We start from the raw sequence: 21,652 nt of genomic DNA on the forward strand, positions 1-21,652 counted from the left end.
TTTATCTATGGATACAATTCGCATTCGTGGTGCTCGCACCCATAATTTACAGAATATTGATCTCGATATTCCGCGTGATCAATTAATTGTGGTGACTGGATTATCCGGTTCGGGTAAATCTTCGTTAGCCTTTGATACCTTATATGCCGAAGGTCAGCGTCGCTATGTGGAATCCTTGTCGTCTTATGCACGGCAATTTCTTTCCATGATGGAAAAACCGGATGTCGATCATATCGAAGGGCTTTCTCCTGCGATTGCGATTGATCAAAAATCAACTTCGCATAATCCACGCTCGACCGTCGGTACTGTCACTGAAATTTATGACTATTTGCGCGTATTGTTTGCTCGGATTGGTGAGCCACGCTGTCCTGTGCATAACACCAGTTTAGCCGCGCAAAGTGTGAGTCAGATGGTGGATACATTGATGGCGCTACCGAATGAAACGCGCCTACTTATTTTGGCACCAAAAGTACAAGGTCGAAAAGGTGAATTTAAACCTTTATTTGATGAATTACGTAGCCAAGGTTATTTACGGGCACGCATTGACGGTGAATTGATCGAATTGGATCAAATGCCGTCTTTAAAAGCTAAGCAAAAACATAACATCGATGTGGTGATTGATAGACTGCGAGTGAAACCTGACAATCGATTACGTTTAAGTGAATCTTTAGCCACGGCAGCAGGCTTGAGTGAAGGTTTAGTAACGGTAGTGGTACAAGATGACTCAGGAAAGCCATCACAGGAATTAATTTTTTCTGAGCGTTTTGCATGCTCAGAGTGTGGTTATAGTATTAGCGAGTTAGAACCACGTTTATTTTCTTTTAATAATCCGGCCGGTGCTTGTCCGCAATGTGATGGTTTAGGCCATGAAATGATTTTTGATGCGGATAAAGTGATACCGCAACCCGAATTAAGTATCGCGCGCGGTGCTATTCGTGGTTGGGACGCACAAAATCCTTATTATTCTTTGTTGTTATCGACCTTAGCGAAACATTATCGTTTTTCTTTAGACACACCTTTTAATGCATTGCCAGAAACTATTCAGAAAATTATTTTGTATGGTAGTGGCAAAGAAGAAATAAAATTCCATTACGAGAGTGAAAAAGGCTACGTCTATAATAAGAAGAAACCCTTTGAAGGGGTGATACCGGTTATGCAACGCCGTTATCAAGAGACGGAATCGCATTCAGTGCGTGAAGATTTAGCGCGTTATTTAGCGTCTAAACCGTGTACCAGTTGTCAGGGTACACGTCTTAATGTCGCTGCGCGGCATGTTTTTATTGCGGATAAAGCCATTACGGATTGGGTGGCTTTACCATTGGATAAATTAAAAGAATTATTTGAAAAATTAAATTTATCCGGTCAACGTGCACAGATTGCTTTGCGCTTACAAAAAGAGATCATCGATCGTTTAAACTTTTTAATTGATGTCGGTTTAAATTATCTGTCACTGGATCGGAGTGCCGATACCTTATCTGGCGGCGAATCGCAACGGATTCGTTTAGCCAGTCAAATTGGTTCGGGTTTAGTGGGCGTGATGTACATACTCGATGAGCCATCGATAGGTTTGCATCAGCGCGATAACGGTCGTTTGTTAAGCACACTGCTGAGATTGCGCGATTTAGGCAATACCGTGATAGTCGTTGAACATGACGAAGAGGCCATTCGACACGCCGATTATGTCATTGATATGGGGCCGGGAGCGGGTGTGCATGGCGGTCGTGTGATTGCCCAAGGGTCACCTGCTGCAATTATGCGCAATACCCATTCATTAACGGGCCAATATTTATCCGGCGAGCGACGTATTGAATTACCTAAAAAGCGCCGTAAATTCGATAAGAATAGTGTGCTTAAGTTGTCTGGCGCGAGCGGTAATAATTTAAAACAGATTGATGTTGAAATTCCCCTTGGTTTAATGACCTGTATTACTGGCGTGTCAGGTTCTGGAAAATCAACCCTGATAAATGACACCTTATACCCACTTGCAGCGAAAAAATTAAATGCAGCCATTTTGCCGCAAGCAGCATCGTATCAATCCATTACGGGTTTAGAACTGCTGGATAAGGTGATTGATATTGATCAAAGTCCAATAGGGCGCACACCACGATCCAATCCGGCCACATACATCGGTTTGTTCACACCGATACGCGAATTATTTGCCGCCACACCCGAAGCGCGTTCACGTGGTTACACAACGGGACGCTTTAGTTTTAATGTGAAAGGAGGGCGTTGTGAGGCCTGTGAAGGTGATGGGGTACTTAAAGTAGAAATGCATTTCTTAGCGGATGTGTATGTGCAGTGCGATGTCTGTAAAGGTCAGCGTTATAATCGTGAAACTTTAGAGATTCGTTACAAAGGAAAAAATATTTATCAAATTCTAGAAATGACCGTAGAGGAAGCGCATGAATTTTTCAATCCTGTCCCTGTTTTAGCACGAAAGTTACAGACCCTCATCGAAGTAGGACTGGGTTATTTACATTTGGGTCAAAGCGCGCCAACTTTATCCGGCGGTGAAGCACAACGTGTCAAACTGGCTAAAGAACTGAGTAAACGCGATACCGGTCGTACACTGTATATTTTGGATGAGCCAACGACCGGTTTACATTTTTATGATATCGAACAATTGTTAAAGGTGCTGTATCGTCTGCGTGAGCGCGGTAATACCGTGGTGGTTATCGAACATAATCTGGATGTGATCAAAACTGCGGATTGGATTATTGATCTTGGCCCCGAAGGCGGTAGTAAAGGCGGTAAAATCGTTTGTGTCGGCACGCCTGAGCAGATCGCAAAGCAACCAACTTCATATACCGGTCACTATTTAAAACCTTTATTAGGAAAACGCAGCTTATCCAGTGAGAATGGTAGTCGGCACGGTTAATTGAAGACGATGATTAGATGTTAAAAAACCCCTAGAACAGGGGTTTTTTAACATACAGAATGTTGGTTTAAACGACGGAATTAACCGAAGCTGTAACCAATACCTACTGCAGCAAAGTCAATATTGCCGGGTTTGTTTTTTCCACCGATAGGTTGGATATGTGTCCATGAAGTATCAATAAAAGCATTAGGTGTGATATTGAAGCTTAATCCAATACCTGCTTCAGGAGCCCATTGATGCTTAGCGACACCCAAGTCATTACCGTAGTTGTCATTATTGCCTGTACGTTCATTAAGGTAAGCAGCCTCACTGGTTAAGTAAGCAACACCTAATTTTCCATAGACATTAAATTTATCGTTGATCGGTAAAATGCCTTTAGCAGCTACATCAATGGCATTTTGCTTTAATGTTATTGATCCTGGTTGGTACCAAGCTCCGTGTATTACGATATTAGGAGTAGTCGCTTTTAGTGTAGATAATTGTAGGTAACCTAATTCGACAGCTAGGTTAGGGTTGAATTGATAACCGATCGCAAAACGTCCAGCTATACCACCATTAGGCATTGATTTACTGCCAGGAAAAGCGGGGTCAAAAGAGAGTCTATTCTTCATATGCGTCTTTGCATAACCGGCTTGACCAGTCACATAAATACCATTCGTTGTTGCGTTAGCAGTCATCATTGCCAGTGCCGAAACGCCGAATGCACTTACTGCGATTATTTTTTTAAACATATTATTATTTTCCTCGTAAGAGTTTAACTAGTTAAACAATCTATTATCTATCATTTATATGAATAGTTGTCAAATTTATTATTGATAGAATTAATAAATATTTAGAAGCTTATATGCGCAGTAATGATTAAAAAAACCCCTAGAACAGGGGTTTTTTAACATACAGAAAATTGATCTAAACCACGGAATTAACCGAAGCTGTAACCAAGACCGACAGCAACAAAATCAATATTGCCTGGCTTGTTTTTTCCTAAAGGTTGGATATGTGTCCAAGAAGTGTCAATAAACATGTTAGGTGTGATGTCGTAACTAACACCTACTGCTGCTTCTGGAGCCCATTTATGCTTAGCAATCGCGGCTTGGCTATTGTTAATCATTTTGGTTTGGGCAGTTGTGAGATGTTTTCCATCGACAGTCGTGGTCAGATAAGCCACACCAAATTTACCATACACATTGAACTTATCATTAATCGGATAAATACCTTTACCCACTAAGTCTATAGCACTTTGTGAAATGTTTATTGAACCATTAATGTTTGAAGTACTGGTGCTATCTTTAATAGGGGTATAGAGCAAACCATCAAACTTCTTATTGCTGAGTTGCAGATAACCCATTTCCACGGCCCAGTTTGTGCTGAATTGGTAACCTATTGCCAAACGACCGGCTAAATTTCTGCTATTTGCAGAAAGCTTGTCATTAACATTATAGACCGGCGTTCCTGTTTTCGGCTTAATAGGGCTAAGGCCGGTTTTGTTCTTAGCGTAACCTAATTGACCAGTGACATACACACCATTAGTGGTTGCATTAGCAGCCATCATACCTAGCGCTGAAACGCCTAATACGCTCACTGCGATTATTTTTTTAAACATATTATTATTTTCCTCGTAAGAGTTTAACTAGTTAAACAGCCGGCATTTCTATCACTTGAATAAATAGTTGTCAACTTTATTATCAATAATATTGATATATGGGGGGGTGAAATAGTCCTAAAACCAGGTTTAGACGACAAAAGAACCAAAAAAAACCCCTGGAACGGGGGTTTTTAACAAACAGAATGTTGGTTTAAGCGAGTGATTAACCGAAGCTATAACCAATACCTACTGCAGCAAAGTTTATGCTGTTAGGCTTGTTTTTACCGATCGGTTGAATATGTGTAATCGAGGTGTCGATAAACACGTTCGATGTCATATTATAGGTGAAACCAATGCCCGCTTCAGGAGCCCAATTATGCTTTGCGATTGGAGCCATAATTGACTTAGTTTTTTCCTTACCCACTTTATCACCTTTTACGTCGGTGACTAAGTAAGCCATACCTGCTTTCGCATACACATTGAATTTATCGTTAATCGGATAAATACCTTTACCAACCACATCAAACGCATGTTGGTTAATCGTAACTACTTGCGTGATTTTGGTGATACTAGTGAAATCAGACTTTTGTTGACCTAATTGTAGATAGCCTAATTCAGCTGCCCAATGGGGAGTGAATTGATAACCTATCGCAATACGACCCGCTAAGCCTTTGGCCGATTTTTGGGTTTTGCCGAAGCTGGAACCAGAAGGTAAACCTTTTGCACCTTTGAATTGATTACCTGTAGCAGCATAACCCAATTGTCCGGTAACATAAGCTCCATTTGTTGTTGCATTAGCAGCCATCATACCTAGCGCTGAAACGCCGAGTACGCTTACTGCGATTATACGTTTAAACATATTATTATTTTCCTCGTAAGAGTTTAACTAGTTAAACTAAAGGGCTTGTATATCATTTGACCAAATAAAAAACAATATGTTTAAACGAATAAAATGACCGAAAAAACCCCTAAATTTGTCATCTAAATGACTACTTTTATAGGTAATTCTGCAGAAAAAGAAAAACCCCTTAAAAAAGGGGTTTTTTATTGAAGCTAGGGTCTAAAACAAAGTTTTAACCAAAGTTGTAGCCAAGACCGACAGCAACAAAATCAATATTGCCTGGCTTGTTGTTTCCTAAAGGTTGGATATGTGTCCATGAAGTGTCAACAGACACGTTTGGTGTGATGTCGTAGCTTACACCAAGAGCTACTTCTGGCGCCCATTTGTGCTTAGCAATATTAGCGTTATTATTAAAATCAATGTTTATATTAGGCTGACCAGGTGTTTGCAAGCTACCTTTTACATTGCTAGTAACATAAGCGACACCGAGTTTACCGTAAACATTAACATTATTAGCAACGGGAATAATACCTTTGCCAACTAAATCAATAGCATTTTGTTGAAGTTTTAAAGTGCCTTCACTTTCGCCAAGTGAGGGGTGGTGAACTACACCCAAATTGACTTTGCTTTCACCTAATTGCAGATAACCGGCTTCAACCGCAAAATTTTGATTAAATTGATAACCCAGTGCAATACGACCGGCTAAACCATTATCGGATAGATTTTTGTTATCTTGAGCAGGATCAACAAAGTGGACATAGTCGCCAAGAACATTCGAGACTTTGGTTTTGTTGCCCATATGCGTATTCGCATAACCGACTTGGCCAGTTATATAAACGCCGGGTGCAGCAGCATTTGCAGTCATTGCAGCTAATGCAGAAACACTTAATACAGTTGTACTTAGAACTTTTTTAAACATTATTATTATTCTCCTGAAGAGTTTAACTAGTCAAACGAGCAACTATTAAACAATCGGATTGATTTTTTGTCAACTTCTCTACGCAAAAAATAATTTTCTTTTAATTTTCATCTATATTTTTCATTTATTAGAAAAAAAATAATTTTATGTGAAACTTTATTTTTTTATTATTTTTGTTAAGTAGCGGCGTCTGCAAATGAAATTAATGTAAGGAATAGCTAAAAATTTGATATAATAAAAAGTTAGCTTGAGATGACTGTAAGAAACTTAACTAGTTAACCTAAGCTAACTAGTTAAGTGCGTGTTTAGCCGAAGTTATAGCCGACACCGACAGCTAAGAAGTCGATGTTACCAGGACGATCGTTGCCCAGGGTTTGGATGTGGGTTAAAGAGGTATCCACCGTGACGTTAGGTGTGATGTTATAGTCCATACCGACAGCGATTTCAGGTGACCATTGATGTTTGGCAATACCTTGTCTGGAATTGATGTCTCTAGAGATTATAGAATTATTTGCTTCTAACTGTGTGGTTAAATAAGCCACGCCGAGTTTGCCATAAATACCCACGTTGTTGGTAATGGGCAACTGACCTTTAGCAGCAACATCGATAGCATGCTGCTTATTAGAACGAGTCACTGAACCTTTTTTGAATTCTGCGCTGGGTAGTTGTAAGTAACCTACTTCTAAAGCAAAATTGGGTGTGATTTTATAACCAAGGGCTAAACGACCTGTCAGTCCGTCGTTTGCAAAATCAGCACCGTAACTTTTTACTTGCGATTTCATGTGTGTATCAGCATAACCGATCTGACCATTAACATATAAACCCACAGGAAGCGCTGCATTTGCGTTTATCACAGCACATGCACTAGCGGTTAATACACTAGTAATGAGTATTTTTTTAAACATTATTATTATTTTCTCCAAGGAAATATTATTAGAGTTTACTATTTAATCGTTAATACAAATTAATGTCAATTTGTTAGAAATAACCTGCGCAACAGACAAAAAAAATTATTCATTAAATAGTTTATCGTTATCCAAAATAATACGACACGCCGAGTGCATAAAAATCACTGCTCGGTGCATGATTACTGCCACCCATTTTTTGAATGCGATTCCAAGAAAATTCGATGGGAACATTCGGTTTCAGTGCGTAACTGATGCCTAAGCCAAACGTCGGTTCTAAAGTTTTAGCATAGCTGTTCATGGTTCCAGAATAAGATGGATTAAAGATTTGTACCGCTCCTTGTGCATTAGGTCGTAGATAAGCAACACCTAATTTTGCGTAGAGTGCTAATTTACAGGTGACCGGAAGTATACCTTTTGCAGTTAAGTCAAATGCACTGGATTTAGTCGATGCATTGGCGATGTAGTTATTAGTACCAATTGATGTGTCGGAGTTATTAAAATGACGATAACCAAACTCCATCGCCCAATATTGATCAAATTGATAACCAAAACTAAGACGATAGGTTAACAAGATATTATTCAAACCGGGTAAGGTTACGGGCGAAGTTCCGTTATTGACGGTTACTAAATCAGTGGTATTGAGATGATTATTTGCATAACCAAGCTGAGCACCCGCATAAAAACCTGGCATTTCAGCTTGCGCGTTGGGTGTGATACTGAAAATAGCGCTAGCGAGTAGTAAGGTACTTGTACTTCTTTTTAGCATAATGCTTCCTAATAAAAGTTTAACGAGTTAAAAATAGTTTAGCAAAATTATGTTTTGCAGATAACAGTAAACTACATTTTTAAATACAAACGCATTAGCCAAAATAATACGCCAAACCGATAGAATAAAAGTCGGTGCTGGGTGTGCTGTTACCGCCCCCGACACTTTGAATGCGTGTCCAAGCTAAATCGATGGGTACAAACGGTGTAATATCATAACTAAGACCGACACCGAAACTGGGATTCCAACTATCAGAGTAACCTAAGTAATTACGACCATTCACCACAGCAGAACCATTGGCTTTAAGATATGCTAAACCTAATTTGGCATAAAGATTTACATTACTCGAAATAGGTAACATCGGTTTCGCCATGAAATCGATAGCTTTTTCACTTAAAGAAACATTTGCGCCTGGCACACCACCGACGCCGGAAAAATCGACATCCGAAAAACGCGTATAACCAATTTCAAAAGCAATATTTTGATTAAATTGATAACCACCGGCGATGCGACCCGTAAAAGCCATTTTACTATTAATTGATTGTGCGGCGGCATTGCTGGCTTCTTGATGAGTATCGGCTGTGCCGAGTTGGCCTAAGAGATAAAATCCAGGAATCGATGCACTGGCCACTATCGGGAAGCAACATGAAAAAAGAAAAACTATTTCGGGCCTAATTTTTTTCAACATGAACAACTCCTTGTGAATGAAGATATCCTATTATACGATAAGCGGCATGAACTACCTACCGCGCTGGCGAGCTTATTTCGCCTTGCTTCGTTTACATCAACCGATAGGAATTTTTTTATTGTTATGGCCTGCACTATGGGCGTTATGGATTGCGCGTGCGGGCGCAATAGATTTTAAAGTCCTTGCTTTATTTATAATTGGATCAGTGCTCACGCGATCACTCGGTTGTGTGATGAATGATATCGCCGATCGAAATCTAGATGGTTTTGTGACAAGAACACAACACAGACCTTTAGCGACAGGTGCCGTGAGTTTGCAAGAAGCGGTGTTGATATTAATCGTTTTGACCTTATTGGCGTTTCTTGTGGTTTATCAATTGAACCGCCTAAGCATAGAATTGGCGGTAATCGCGGCAGGGATGATTGCGCTCTATCCGTTTACTAAACGTTATATCGCCTGGCCGCAGTTATTTTTAGGTATTGTATTTGGCGCATGGTCTATCTTAATAGCTTTTGCTGCAGAAACTGGAAAAATACCGAGCATGGCTTGGTTGTTGTTTTTGGCCGCTTATGCTTGGTGTGTCGCCTATGATACCATTTATGCCATGGTGGATAGAGAGGATGACAAGCGTGTAGGAATTAAATCCAGTGCTATCGCCTTGGGCCGTCACGATGTGAAATTTATTGCCGCGCTAGAGTGTGGTTTTGTTTTGTTGTTAAGTATCATCGGCCTCTGCTTAAAATTGAGCATGATTTATTATGTGATGTTGGTGTTAGTAATTGGCCTATTTATTTATCAACATTATTTAATTAAAGGTCGAAAACCTGAAGCGTGTTTTAAAGCTTTTTTGAATAATGCATGGATAGGTGGTTTGATATTTTTAGGGTTTTTCTTTGGTATGCCTAGTTAAAATGTATTCAAAGTCATTGGGCGACATCAACTCCAACAGCTCGGTTGATTACGGCATTTGATTTATCTTTAAAAAAAAGAATCCTCTCTAAAAGCAAGTCGACGTAAACGCTTCAAAGTGACTATTTATTCATTAATTAAAATACGATTTCTCTGGAATTAATCAATTTTTAGGAACTCTGTAGGGGACAAAACTAGAAATAAAGAAAGAACTCACTGCTAAAAAAATCTCATATACTACTTTTTGAATAAAAAAAGAGGTGTGTATGAAACAAAGCAGTGAATTACAAGCTATGTTAAAAGAAATATTAGGCTGGAACAAGGCACGTCTTAGTTGTTTTACAAAAATGTTGTTGGCTTTATTTTCAGTACGCACAGTGAATCTACGAGAACTTGCCGTTGCTTTTGCCAGTGATGCATTAGTCGATTCAAGACATAAGCGATTAAAACGTTTTTTCTCAAACTTTAAGGTAGACACGGGAATTATAGCCCCATGGATTTTCAACTTGTTTTTTCCTGAAACTAAAAAAGTTTATTTGATTATCGATAGGACTAATTGGTATTGGGGTAAACAGAAAATTAATATTTTTATGTTGGGAGTTGCTTATGAAGGCTTGGCGATTCCCTTATATTGGCGTTTATTACCCAAAGCAGGGAACTCCAATTTTACAGAGCAAAAAAGCTTATTAAATCGATTTTTTACGACGTTTGGAACGTCACGGATCGTTGGCCTATTAGCTGACCGTGAATTTGCCAGTGGTGAGCTGTTTCGATGGCTCAATGCGAAGAAAGTGCCCTTCTATATCCGTATTAAGGAAGGGTCCGTTATTGCGAGTAAAAATAAAAAAATATTAACGGCTAAAAAATTCTTTAACCGTCTCAAACCAAAAAATAGTAAAGAATTTCCTATGGCTGTGTGGATATTTGGACAAAAAGTGTATTTAGCCGGCTCCCGTTCAGAGCGGGGAGAATTGATGATTGTTGCAACCAACCAACTTCCTAACAATGCTATTCCTATTTATCTGCGACGATGGGAAATAGAAATGCTTTTTCAAAGTTTGAAGGGGCGTGGATTTTGTTTTGAAGAAACTCGTCTTACACACTATGAACGTATTGAAAAACTTATTTTACTCTTAGTCATAGGGTTTTGTTGGGCTCACAAAGTCGGTGAATGGCAGGCTATTAAAAACCTATCCCTTTTAATCGCTATAGAGAAAGTCTAAGACCTCAATATTCTTATTTTCGCTATGGCTTTGATTTAATTAGAGAAACTCTGCTCAATCCCTGGCGTCGATTATCTATTTTCCGAGATTATCTTAACCAAATGACGAGCCTTTTTTCTAGTAATATTCTCCGTAATTTAGATTGATTTCTACTTTTGTCCCCTACAGAGTTTTAGGAATCTGATTAATATTTTCTTAATATTTTCTTAATTTTTAAGATATAGAATGATTATTCATTAATTAATAAATTATTGCAATGATCAACGATAACTCTAACTCCTTCTATTTTGATAAACAAAAAGAAAATAAATTTTTAACTCGAATAATGTTAAAAATTTTAAAATCTATACTAGACGGAAAACCTAGCATTTATGCCAAAGATATAGATAAAGATTTTTATATATCGGATATAGATAAAAATCTTTGGCGAATTGATTCTATTCTTTCTAATATTAATCTCTCTTTCTTTGAGGAAAAATTAACCCCAAAAAATTTTTCGATTTTATATAAAACAGCAGAAAAATATTTAAATAATCGAGTGAGGAGATTTGAAGATCTTAAAGAAGATTTAAAAAATTTATTTCCTCTTAGTGAATTCAATATACAAATCAACTTAGAAGGGTGCAGTGATTGTTGTATTGTTATTAACAAAAATAATAAACAAAAATTATTCGTAAAGTCATCTAAACAAGATCAACAGAACCGCGAATTTATGATTAATTGTTTTATAAGTAATATATTACGCGGGGTAAATGAAAATTTATCGGCTAGATCTTATATTCATAGAAACGAAAAAAATAAATATCTTGTGTCAGAAGATGTTATAGGTATATTTAGAGAAGGGAGTAAATTTATAGAAGGCTTTGAATATATTAAAGATAATGTAAAAATTATACAAGGTCTAATAAAAAAAACTAGGAAAATGGGAGAATTAATAAATTATTTTAGCAAAGAAGATTTGCTTACATTAGGCATAATAAGCATTGTTTTCGGGTTAGCTGACTGTCATGGCCATAATATAGGAATAATAATAGAACATTCTAAAACGGATGAGTCAAAGCTTAAAAATAGAATAGTTACCTTTGATTTAGAAATGCATAAAAACCCTAAAGAAATAAGAGCTATATCAAAAGATGAAAATTTGATAAATTATTTTTCTTCAAATATTCAGAAGTATTACAACAATGCGTTTCTTAGGTTCCTCACTCAACCTCTAAAAAATGAGAGTTCATTAGTAAGTGCTGATGATTCTGATGTAACTAGCGCATTTTTAACATTAAAAATGCGCTTAAGCGCTATATATCTGGATAATTCAAGTCTAAATCAGCCTTTCGGAAATGAATTAGACGAACGTGGGTTAATATCATTAATTGAAAAAAGTATCGAGAGTATAGGAAAACCAAAAGACAATATTGAAATTGGATGCATTAAACATCTCAATTCTATTAAACATAAGTTGCTAAAGAATTACCAGACCTTTAAAAAGGCAGTGATGGGAAGATATCTGAAATCCCAAGACGATTTGGATATTCCAACGTCTATTTTTAGTACTAATTTCAAACCTACTTTTTTTTCTCAACCTCCGAATGATACTTGTGTAAGTTTTAACTCAAACGTCGAGATAGGAAGCACGGAATGTGAGACGAGGCGCTCTCGCCCGAGAGGTATGTTTTGATGGGCGAAGAATGCCTCGCGCGCTTAAGCCGAATTTATCCCAATTAACAACCTTTATTAAATTTAAAACTCGCATGTGCGTAAGTCCAGTAATAAATTCTAAGGGCTTACTTTCATTACTTGCTAGGGCTGTCATACGCAAGGTTATTTGCGTGCATTTTCAAGTACGAGCGGTATAATAATTTAAAGGTGGTTATTCATGAAAACCAAAGTTATTTATCCCGGTACTTTTGATCCGATGACCAACGGTCATGTTGATTTAGTACAACGTGCAGCACAGCTTTTTGCAACAGTTATTGTTGCTGTGGCGAAAAATCCCAGTAAAGCACCGGCATTCTCTGTCGATGAACGTATTGCTTTAGCACAAGAGGTATTAAAAGACTTAAACAATGTACAGGTGTATGGATTTGATGGTTTACTCATTAACTGTGCTAAGGAATATAATGCGCGGGTTATTTTGCGTGGTCTGCGCGCGGTTTCTGATTTTGAGTATGAATTTCAATTGGCGAGTATGAATCGAAAAATGATGCCTGATTTAGAAACCTTATTTTTGACCCCCGCCGAACAACATTCCTTTATTTCAGCTAATTTAGTCAGAGAAATTGCGAGTTTTGGCGGTAATGTGGCACAGTTTGTACCGGTGGTGGTTGCGGAGGCTTTACAAGCCAAATTTAAGCAAACAATAAGCTGAGACTAGGTATGGCTTTATTAATAACCGATGACTGTATCAATTGTGATGTCTGCGAACCCGAATGCCCAAATGAAGCCATCATTCAGGGTGAGTTTATCTACGAAATTAAGCCGAATAAATGCACTGAGTGCGTGGGTCATTTTGATGCTCCGCAATGTGTTGAGGTTTGTCCTGTCGCTTGCATAGTCATTAATCCCGAATATCAAGAAACCCCAGAACAATTGTTAATGAAATACCAAGGCTTAGTCGCTGAAATAAAATAAACTGGACTGAAGCGAGGATTTTAGATAAAGCGTAAGGCGCGGATTTGACGAGGAGCGGAGTTAACTGAGATGTTAATGAGGATCGCAGACCAAGTCCGCAACGCAGCGATTTGTCAAAAGCCGATTTTTCGCTTAAGTCCAGAAAAACGCCGGTTGTTTTTTCGACCACTAGACCGCATAATATGCGTCTTTTAGAATTGCTTATATAAGAGGGCCATCATGGCAGTCCAAAAATCACGTAAATCCCGTTCCAAAAGAAACATGCGCCGTGCGCATGATGCATTAACTTCACCGGCTATTTCCATTGATGCAACCAGTGGAGAAACGCATATTCGCCACCACGTCACCAAAGATGGCTATTATCGTGGAAAAAAGGTACTAAAAGCTAAGGAATAACACCTTAAAATGTCTCGTTATACTCTGGCTATAGATGCTATGGGAGGCGACTACGGTCCCTCCGTGATAGTCCCCGCTGTGCTCTTAGCGTTACAGGAAGAGCCTCAGCTACATATTATTCTTGTCGGTGATTTGCCTGAGTTGCAAGAGCAGCTAAAACTGGTAAAAACTAAGCCTGCAGCGAGTCAATTGACGCTACGCGGGGCTACTCAGGTCGTATCGATGGACGAACCTCCGGCTTTAGCACTGCGTAATAAAAAAGATTCTTCAATGCGCGTTGCGATTAATTTAGTTAAAGAAGGCGAAGCGCAGGCCTGCGTGAGCGCTGGCAATACCGGCGCATTGATGGCGACCGCCCGTTTTGTATTGAAAACTATTCCTGGTATCGATAGACCGGCTATCAGTGCCATGCTCCCTACCATGAAAGAACAAACCAAAGTACGCGTTTTAGATTTGGGCGCGAATGTGGATACGGAGGTTGAACATCTACTGCAATTTGCCATTATGGGTTCGGTATTAAGTTCTGAGATCGACAATATTCCCAGCCCGCGCGTGGCCTTATTGAATATTGGCGCTGAAGAAATTAAAGGCAATGAACAAGTTAAAAAGGCCGCTGAATTATTGAAGAATGCACATATCAATTATATTGGTTACATCGAAGGCGATGAGATTTATCAAGGCTTGGCAGATGTCATCGTCTGTGATGGTTTTGTCGGCAATGTGGCATTGAAAGTGACAGAAGGTGTGGCAAAATTAATGGGCCACTATATTAAATTAGCGTTTAATCGTAATTGGTTTTCGCGCCTCTCCGGGTTAATGGCTTTACATGTATTAAAAGGATTACGTAAACAATTTGATCCGGCCCATTATAACGGTGCAAGCTTAGTTGGTTTGCGCGGCATTGTGATTAAAAGTCATGGTAGTGCCAATATATTGGCTTTCAAAAATGCGATTAATGAAGCAATCTTAGAAGTACAAAAAAATATCCCTGAACGTATAAGAGAACAAGTGACCGGTTTATTGAAGGAATCTGAACAGTCTTTATGAAATATTCACGTATTGCAGGCACGGGTAGTTATTTACCGGAAAGAATATTAACGAATGCCGAACTTGAGAAGATGGTGGCGACCACGAATGAGTGGATAGTCGAACGTACCGGCATACGTGAGCGTCATATTATTGGTCCTAACGATAGCACAGCGAGCATGGCCACTATGGCGGCTAAAAATGCGCTAGAAGCCGCTAAGTTATCGGCTAAAGAAATACAATTAATTATTGTAGCTACGAGTACACCCGATAAATTTTTTCCTAGCACCGCCTGTTTAGTTCAAGCAGCATTGGGTGAAGATGGTTGTCCGGCCTTTGATATTGTAGCGGCCTGTGCCGGCTTTAATTATGCATTGAGTGTTGCGGATCAATTCATTCGTAACGGTGTCGTTCAGACTGCACTCGTCATAGGCAGTGAAAGCATGTCGAATATTATTAATTGGGAAGATCGCTCCACCTGTATTTTATTTGGTGATGGTGCCGGTGCTGTGGTATTACAAGCCGCCAATGAACCTGGCATTATTTCTGCACATCTGCATGCGGCGGGTTCTTATCAAAATTTATTGTCATTAAGTTCAGGGTTGAAAAAAGATGATATTCCACATCTTATAATGCAAGGCAGTGAGGTATTTAAAATTGCGGTGAAGAAATTAAGTGCCGTATTAGAGGAAACTTTAGCTGCGAATAAAATCAATAAAAAAGATATTGATTGGTTAATTCCGCATCAGGCCAATTTGCGTATTATTCAAGCGATGGCGAATAAACTTAAAATGACGATGCAACATGTTGTGGTTACATTAGATCAACATGGCAATACATCGGCTGCTTCTATTCCGTTAGCGTTAGATGTCGCCGTGCGTGATGGTCGCATCCAACGCGGCCAATTATTATTAATGGAAAGTTTTGGTGCAGGGTTGGCGTGGGGTTCTGCTTTAGTGCGCTATTAAGAGGGCGTTTTTAATTGCACGATGCTGGCCAAAAAGCACTGTTTTTTGTCTCAGCCTAATACAATTTAAGATGCCCTCTAACGATAAATTATCGTCTCTTATTTTGATTTTATTATGTTTAATTTGAATGAATAAATAATTATGGCTAAAAAAATTGCATTTATTTTTCCGGGACAGGGTTCACAAACATTAGGAATGTTAGTGGAATTTGCTAAAGAGTTTTCTATCATTCAAGACACATTTATAGAGGCTTCGCACGTCTTAAAATTTGACCTATGGGAATTGTGTCAAGACGGTCCAGAAGCCGCACTCAATCAAACAGAAAACACCCAACCCGCTTTATTAGCAGCCAGTGTGGCCTTATGGCGTGTTTGGCAACAACAACGGGGTCTTAAACCGACATTTATGGCAGGACATAGCCTAGGTGAATATTCTGCCTTGGTGTGTGGTGGCGCATTGGATTTTATGACAGCGGTACGTTTGGTGGCTGAACGAGGACGCTTAATGCAAGCAGCAGTTCCACCCGGTGTAGGCGCCATGGCGGCTATCGTGGGTTTAGATAATGATAAAATACAGGCTTTGTGTGAGTCGCTTGCCGAAGGCCAAGTCTTATCGCCCGCTAATTACAATTCTATCGGTCAAACGGTGGTGGCCGGAGATGCGGCTGCGGTGCAGCGCTTGCTTGAACAGGCTAAATCAGCAGGCGCTAAATTAGCGAAACTGATTCCCGTTAGCGTTCCATCGCATTGTGCTTTAATGAAACCCGCTGCAAAGCATTTAGCTGAAACCTTGGAAACCATTCATATTTCTGTACCACATATTCCTATTGTCAATAATGTCGATGTTGCTATCGAACATGATCCAAGTTTGATAAAAAAAGCATTAGTGGAACAATTATATAATCCAGTGCGTTGGGTAGAAATAATCCAACAGCTCGAGAAGCGTGGGATTGAAGAAATGATTGAATGCGGTCCAGGTAAAGTGTTGGCAGGTTTGAATAAACGTATCACATCGATACCCACACTCTCACTACAGGATCCGGAAATACTACAAGAAGCCTTAATTGGTTAAGGATGGTTTTATGTTATTAAAAGATAAAATAGCCTTGATAACAGGTGCCAGCCGGGGTATTGGCGCAGCGATTGCGGTTGCGATGGCACAGCAAGGTGCACTGGTTGCTGGAACGGCTACCAGCGCTGCCGGTGCAGAAAAAATTTCTCACATATTACAAGAGCAAGGATTGAAAGGTAAAGGTTTCGTCTTAAATTTAAATGATGATGCATCGATAAAAAATTTAATGACAGAATTACAAACGTTTGGACTTCCTAATATAGTAGTGAATAATGCGGGTATTACGCGTGATAATCTGTTATTGCGTATGAAAGCAGATGAATGGAATGCCGTGTTAGAGACTAATCTAAGTGCAGTTTTTAAGTTAACACAGTTGTGTTTGAAGCCGATGCTAAAAGCACAATCTGGGCGTATTATTAATATTTCTTCTATAGTAGGCTGTACAGGAAATCCTGGTCAGGCCAATTATGCGGCGGCAAAAGCAGGATTAATTGGCTTTACTAAAGCGTTGGCACAAGAAGTGGCAACGCGGAATATTACTGCGAATGTTGTGGCGCCAGGATTTATAGCTACCGATATGACCAGTCAATTAAATGAAAATCAACGCACTTTGTTGTTGGAAAAAATTCCAGTCAAACGTTTGGGCACTGCACAGGATATCGCTCATGCGTGCGTCTTTTTAGCCTCGGATTGGGCTGCTTATGTGACCGGCAACACATTGCATGTTAATGGCGGAATGTATATGAATTGATCAGAATAGCTTTGCAAAGTAAGTTTAGTTTTATAAGCGGCTAAACTTAATTGCTTAAATTAATTAAAGTGGCTTGCGTTCATTCAGGAATTGAATAAACTAAGCGACAGGTTTTATTTATATTAAATAGGGGAGATTCTCAGTGAGTACAATTGAAGAGCGTGTCAAGAAGGTAGTGATTGATCAACTTGAGATAAGTGAAGGAGAAGCGACCATGGAAGCTTCTTTTGTCGATGATCTGGGTGCCGATTCTTTAGACACCGTAGAATTAGTTATGGCTTTAGAAGAAGAGTTCGAGACCGAAATTCCAGATGAAGAAGCTGAAAAAATTCGTACCATTCAGCAAGCAGTTGATTATATTAAGCAACATCAAACTGAAACTGAAGACTCAGAACACAACGAAGAATAAATTCCATCTAAATATAGGCTCACAGTCATTGTGTTTTGTCATTGCCGCGAAGGGAATTATATATCAGCGGCAAAGCAGACAAAAATTCAAATGCAAAGAGTACATAAGTCAGTTCATTTGAAGGGGGCAAAGTAACGTGAAGAAAAAGCGACGTATCGTAGTAACCGGTGTCGGTATGATGACGCCATTAGGTTTGAACACCAAAACAACCTGGGAAGCGATATTGGCTGGCAAAAGTGGAGTAGCTACTATCACCCAATTTGATGTTTCTGTTTTTCCCTGCCAAATATCTGCAAGCGTGCGTGATTTTCAAGCAGAAAATTATGGTATTTCGCCGAAAGATGGCCGCAAAATGGATTTATTTATTCAATATGGTTTAGCGGCAGCGCTAGAAGCGATGACGGATTCAAAACTCGAAGTGACTGAAAAAAACGCTGACCGAATCGGTGTTGCAGTAGGCTCTGGAATTGGGGGTTTACCTTTTATTGAAGAAAATCACACGCGATTAGAACAAGGAGGTCCACGGAAAATCTCTCCTTTTTTTATACCGGGTGCCATTACCAATATGTTAGCCGGTCAAATTTCGATACGTTATGGACTACGAGGCCCAAATATTGCGGTAGTAACGGCTTGTACTACGGGCACACACAATATCGGTTTAGGAGCGCGCACTATTTTATATGGTGATGCCGATGTGATGGTCGTTGGTGGTTCGGAAATGGCGACCACACCTTTAGGTTTAGGTGGATTTTCTGCGTGCCGGGCCTTATCTAATCGGAATAAAGATCCGCAAGCGGCCAGTCGTCCATGGGATAAAGCACGGGATGGCTTTGTATTAGGTGACGGCGCGGGTATTTTAGTTTTAGAAGAATATGAGCGTGCCAAACAACGCAATGCACCGATCTACGCTGAACTTGTGGGTTTTGGTATGAGTGCCGATGCTTTTCATATGACCAGCCCATCGCCCGACGGACAGGGTGCGATGACGGCTATGTTGAATACATTGCATGATGCGAATATCGATAAAGAAAAAGTGGCTTATATCAATGCGCATGCCACGTCGACCTTGCAAGGCGATTATTTAGAACTAAGAGCCATCCGCCGTGTATTTGGCGATTATGCCAAGAAGATGGCAATTAGTTCGACTAAATCGATGACGGGCCATTTGCTAGGAGCGGCGGGTGCGGTAGAAGCTATTTTTACTATTTTGGCATTGAAGGATCAAAAAGCACCACCGACTATCAATTTAGATAATCCAGGAAACCCCCCTGAGCTGAATATACCCGACGATGATTTTGTTGATCTGAATTTTGTACCGAATGTACCACAAGAATTAAAAATGGATTATGCACTCTCTAATTCTTTTGGGTTTGGTGGAACGAATGCCTCCTTGCTTTTTGCACGATTATGAGACTTCTTTGGAAACACAGGAATTTGCTTGAGTTCGCAGCAAACGACTGGCAAGAACCGGAGTTTACATGAGCTAAGCGCGGACCCGGAGCCAGTATTCAACAATGAAATCAAGCAAATTACATAAATTTGGAAGACATCTTATGTCTAAAAGATTGACCTTGATTGCATTAGTCATTCTGGTTGTCGCTTTCTTATGTAGTTATTTTGTCGCGCATTATCATCGTTTTTTACAATCACCTTTAAATCCAACACAAACGATACACATCGTTTTTGCCCCTGGTTCATCCGTACATCGCTTAGTTGCAGATTTACAAAAACTAGGTGACATGCCACATCCGCGTTATTTTTTATTTTTAGCCTATATAAAAGGGGCGACGAGTAAATTAAAAACTGGGGAATATCAGTTTGATCCGGGTACGACACCCAGTCAGCTGTTGAATCAAATGTTAGCTGGGAAAGCTATTTTTCACCGTTTTACGATTGTTGAAGGTTGGACATTTCAACAATTAATTAGTGCGTTGAATAACGTAGACTTTGTTAAACATCAACTTAAACATGTTTCTTCGGAACAAGTCTTAACTAATTTGGGCTTACCCGCGCAGAATCCCGAAGGTTTATTTTATCCAGCCACGTATTATTTTAGCGCAGGTGTCAATGATAGTGATTTATTAAAATGGTCGTATCAATTATTAGAAAAGAAACTACAGGCTGCTTGGAAGGATCGGGCCACAGACCTACCCTATAAAACACCGTACCAAGCATTGATTGCAGCATCTTTAGTGGAAAAAGAAACTGCGGTTGCTAAAGAACGGCCTATGATTGCCGGCGTGATCGTGCGGCGTTTGCAGGCGGGCATTCCTTTACAAATCGACGCCAGTATTATTTATGGTTTAGGTGCGCATTATACAGGTAAGTTAACGATTGAAGATCTCCGTAAAGATACACCCTACAATACCTATACGCGCAGAGGTTTGCCACCGACACCGATAGGCAGCCCCAGTTTTGCTTCTATCACCGCTGCTTTGCATCCGGATCATAGTCAAAATTTATATTTTGTGGCAAAAGGCGATGGGTCGCATCAATTTTCCGAGCATTTAGCCGAACATAATTTAGCCGTACAACTTTATCAACTCGATCAGCGCTATCCGATTGTTAAGAAAAGAAGATCGTGTCAAAGTTTGTGGTATGTTAGTAAAACGATGCGTGCATTTTTTTGTAAATTGAATGATTTAAGTAGTTAGTTCTAGCTACTGTGACGCGAGAAGGAGATATCACTTAATAACGAATTAGCCTATCTTTTTGACTATAGTGCGTGATAGTTTCTTTTAGTAAGATCTGCTGAGCCTCGTTAAAATGAGGCATTACATATTTTGCCCAGGTGACGATAGAATAAAGATTTAAGGATTCGTATAAAAATATTCTTTTTATTAAATTTTTGATATCGCCGTCTGATAAATTGATGTAGGCATGCTTGTAGGTTTTCAAAAAAAGCTCTTTTTGCTCAGCGTTAAATTCGGTCACACAGAATAACCTAGAAATATCGTAGGCCGGATCTTCCATACTAGAAAGTTCCCAATCCATTAATTGCAGATATCCGTTGTTTTCGATGAGATTAAAATGATGTAGATCCCCATGTGAAGGAAGTAAAACTTTAGACTTTGCCAGAAAATTTTTAATACCGAATAGTTTTTTTAATACTCGATGATCTTTTTTATTTAAGATAGGTAGAATGTTTTGAAAACATTGCGATGCTTCGTCGATAAAAGAAATGCCCGTTTCTGAATTTTTTTTGAATGTAAACTCCGAATAATGTAATTTTTTAACTAAATGCGCTAAAGCAATTAATTGAGTGGGTTCTTTGAGGTCAGCAGTGGATAAAGGTTGAAAGTTTGGAATAAATTCTGTTACCAAGAGACTGTATTTTGCATAATAAGCAATTATTTTTAAAGGCGTTAAATTGAGTAATCTTGCTAACCGAAGGTTTTGTATTTCTACTGAAAACTCAGGAAATAAGGGGTTATACGTTTTTGGAAAACGTAACACCAGATTTTCAGTTGGATAATGGTAGGTATCATTGGAATGACCGCCTTTGATTTCTTTAAATTGACTCGGTTGATAGATTTTTAGGATTAACAATTGGATTAAAAGATTTTTATTCTGTAGTTTGGGTCCTTCTTTTTCTGTGATAACATCCGATAAAATCCGACAAAAATAACTATTTTCTTTTTTTGCAATCGCTTGTATAAATTGCCTCGGCATAACATCCCTTAATGTTT

Annotated in this window: 22 protein-coding genes; 14 read left to right on the top strand and 8 right to left on the bottom strand. The window is 39.2% G+C overall.

Annotation, left to right across the window (positions count from 1 at the left end):
* Positions 1–7 precede the first annotated feature (7 nt).
* Positions 8–2,878, top strand: coding sequence for an excinuclease ABC subunit UvrA (gene uvrA, locus AAHI99_RS03440; RefSeq protein WP_342228270.1), 2,871 nt, complete (start codon positions 8–10; stop codon positions 2,876–2,878).
* A gap of 80 nt (positions 2,879–2,958) precedes the next feature.
* Here the strand turns inward: uvrA and AAHI99_RS03445 are convergent, their stop codons facing one another.
* The 7 genes from AAHI99_RS03445 to AAHI99_RS03475 all read right to left on the bottom strand — a co-directional run bounded on the left by AAHI99_RS03445 (position 2,959) and on the right by AAHI99_RS03475 (position 8,582).
* Complete coding sequence (locus AAHI99_RS03445; protein ID WP_342228271.1) at positions 2,959–3,609, bottom strand: outer membrane beta-barrel protein; 651 nt, start codon at positions 3,607–3,609, stop codon at positions 2,959–2,961.
* Positions 3,610–3,797: 188 nt separating this feature from the next.
* Positions 3,798–4,427, bottom strand: a complete 630-nt coding sequence (locus tag AAHI99_RS03450) for an outer membrane beta-barrel protein (protein ID WP_342228272.1) — start codon at positions 4,425–4,427, stop codon at positions 3,798–3,800.
* Positions 4,428–4,683: 256 nt separating this feature from the next.
* Positions 4,684–5,319 carry an outer membrane beta-barrel protein gene (locus tag AAHI99_RS03455; RefSeq protein ID WP_342228273.1) on the bottom strand — a complete coding sequence of 212 codons (636 nt, stop codon included), beginning with the start codon at positions 5,317–5,319 and terminating at the stop codon, positions 4,684–4,686.
* Between the two features lie 214 nt (positions 5,320–5,533).
* Positions 5,534–6,220: an outer membrane beta-barrel protein gene (locus tag AAHI99_RS03460; RefSeq protein ID WP_342228274.1), complete on the bottom strand. Its 687-nt coding sequence runs from the start codon at positions 6,218–6,220 to the stop codon at positions 5,534–5,536.
* A 305-nt stretch (positions 6,221–6,525) separates the two neighbouring features.
* On the bottom strand, positions 6,526–7,125 hold the full coding sequence (locus AAHI99_RS03465; RefSeq protein WP_342228275.1) for an outer membrane beta-barrel protein: 600 nt from the start codon (positions 7,123–7,125) through the stop codon (positions 6,526–6,528).
* Positions 7,126–7,252: 127 nt separating this feature from the next.
* Positions 7,253–7,894: an outer membrane beta-barrel protein gene (locus AAHI99_RS03470; protein WP_342228276.1), complete on the bottom strand. Its 642-nt coding sequence runs from the start codon at positions 7,892–7,894 to the stop codon at positions 7,253–7,255.
* A gap of 94 nt (positions 7,895–7,988) precedes the next feature.
* Positions 7,989–8,582, bottom strand: coding sequence for an outer membrane beta-barrel protein (locus AAHI99_RS03475; RefSeq protein ID WP_342228277.1), 594 nt, complete (start codon positions 8,580–8,582; stop codon positions 7,989–7,991).
* A gap of 46 nt (positions 8,583–8,628) precedes the next feature.
* Between AAHI99_RS03475 and ubiA the strand changes: the two genes are divergently transcribed.
* The 13 genes from ubiA to mltG all read left to right on the top strand — a co-directional run bounded on the left by ubiA (position 8,629) and on the right by mltG (position 20,617).
* Positions 8,629–9,492: a 4-hydroxybenzoate octaprenyltransferase gene (ubiA, locus tag AAHI99_RS03480; RefSeq protein ID WP_342228278.1), complete on the top strand. Its 864-nt coding sequence runs from the start codon at positions 8,629–8,631 to the stop codon at positions 9,490–9,492.
* Between the two features lie 265 nt (positions 9,493–9,757).
* On the top strand, positions 9,758–10,714 hold the full coding sequence (locus tag AAHI99_RS03485; RefSeq protein ID WP_342228279.1) for an IS4 family transposase: 957 nt from the start codon (positions 9,758–9,760) through the stop codon (positions 10,712–10,714).
* 256 nt (positions 10,715–10,970) lie between these two features.
* On the top strand, positions 10,971–12,389 hold the full coding sequence (locus AAHI99_RS03490; RefSeq protein ID WP_342228280.1) for a hypothetical protein: 1,419 nt from the start codon (positions 10,971–10,973) through the stop codon (positions 12,387–12,389).
* Between the two features lie 198 nt (positions 12,390–12,587).
* Positions 12,588–13,079: a pantetheine-phosphate adenylyltransferase gene (gene coaD / locus AAHI99_RS03495; protein WP_342228281.1), complete on the top strand. Its 492-nt coding sequence runs from the start codon at positions 12,588–12,590 to the stop codon at positions 13,077–13,079.
* Positions 13,080–13,087: 8 nt separating this feature from the next.
* The gene (locus AAHI99_RS03500; RefSeq protein ID WP_342228282.1) at positions 13,088–13,342 is read left to right on the top strand and encodes a YfhL family 4Fe-4S dicluster ferredoxin; all 255 of its coding nucleotides are present in this window, start codon (positions 13,088–13,090) and stop codon (positions 13,340–13,342) included.
* A 219-nt stretch (positions 13,343–13,561) separates the two neighbouring features.
* Positions 13,562–13,738 carry a 50S ribosomal protein L32 gene (rpmF, locus tag AAHI99_RS03505; RefSeq protein WP_339051470.1) on the top strand — a complete coding sequence of 59 codons (177 nt, stop codon included), beginning with the start codon at positions 13,562–13,564 and terminating at the stop codon, positions 13,736–13,738.
* Positions 13,739–13,747: 9 nt separating this feature from the next.
* Positions 13,748–14,785: a phosphate acyltransferase PlsX gene (gene plsX / locus AAHI99_RS03510; protein ID WP_342228283.1), complete on the top strand. Its 1,038-nt coding sequence runs from the start codon at positions 13,748–13,750 to the stop codon at positions 14,783–14,785.
* Positions 14,782–15,732: a beta-ketoacyl-ACP synthase III gene (locus AAHI99_RS03515; protein WP_342228284.1), complete on the top strand. Its 951-nt coding sequence runs from the start codon at positions 14,782–14,784 to the stop codon at positions 15,730–15,732. Before plsX ends, AAHI99_RS03515 begins: the two co-directional genes overlap by 4 nt.
* A gap of 141 nt (positions 15,733–15,873) precedes the next feature.
* The gene (gene fabD, locus AAHI99_RS03520) at positions 15,874–16,803 is read left to right on the top strand and encodes an ACP S-malonyltransferase (protein WP_342228285.1); all 930 of its coding nucleotides are present in this window, start codon (positions 15,874–15,876) and stop codon (positions 16,801–16,803) included.
* Between the two features lie 10 nt (positions 16,804–16,813).
* Positions 16,814–17,554, top strand: coding sequence for a 3-oxoacyl-ACP reductase FabG (fabG, locus tag AAHI99_RS03525; protein ID WP_342228286.1), 741 nt, complete (start codon positions 16,814–16,816; stop codon positions 17,552–17,554).
* 142 nt (positions 17,555–17,696) lie between these two features.
* Positions 17,697–17,963 carry an acyl carrier protein gene (gene acpP, locus AAHI99_RS03530; protein WP_342228287.1) on the top strand — a complete coding sequence of 89 codons (267 nt, stop codon included), beginning with the start codon at positions 17,697–17,699 and terminating at the stop codon, positions 17,961–17,963.
* A gap of 175 nt (positions 17,964–18,138) precedes the next feature.
* On the top strand, positions 18,139–19,374 hold the full coding sequence (fabF, locus tag AAHI99_RS03535; protein WP_342228350.1) for a beta-ketoacyl-ACP synthase II: 1,236 nt from the start codon (positions 18,139–18,141) through the stop codon (positions 19,372–19,374).
* Positions 19,375–19,516: 142 nt separating this feature from the next.
* Positions 19,517–20,617, top strand: coding sequence for an endolytic transglycosylase MltG (gene mltG / locus AAHI99_RS03540; protein ID WP_342228288.1), 1,101 nt, complete (start codon positions 19,517–19,519; stop codon positions 20,615–20,617).
* Between the two features lie 34 nt (positions 20,618–20,651).
* Here the strand turns inward: mltG and AAHI99_RS03545 are convergent, their stop codons facing one another.
* Positions 20,652–21,635 carry a phosphotransferase gene (locus AAHI99_RS03545; protein ID WP_342228289.1) on the bottom strand — a complete coding sequence of 328 codons (984 nt, stop codon included), beginning with the start codon at positions 21,633–21,635 and terminating at the stop codon, positions 20,652–20,654.
* Positions 21,636–21,652: the final 17 nt, after the last annotated feature.

The sequence above is a fragment of the Rickettsiella endosymbiont of Rhagonycha lignosa genome, from assembly GCF_964031165.1.
GTDB lineage: Bacteria > Pseudomonadota > Gammaproteobacteria > Diplorickettsiales > Diplorickettsiaceae > Aquirickettsiella.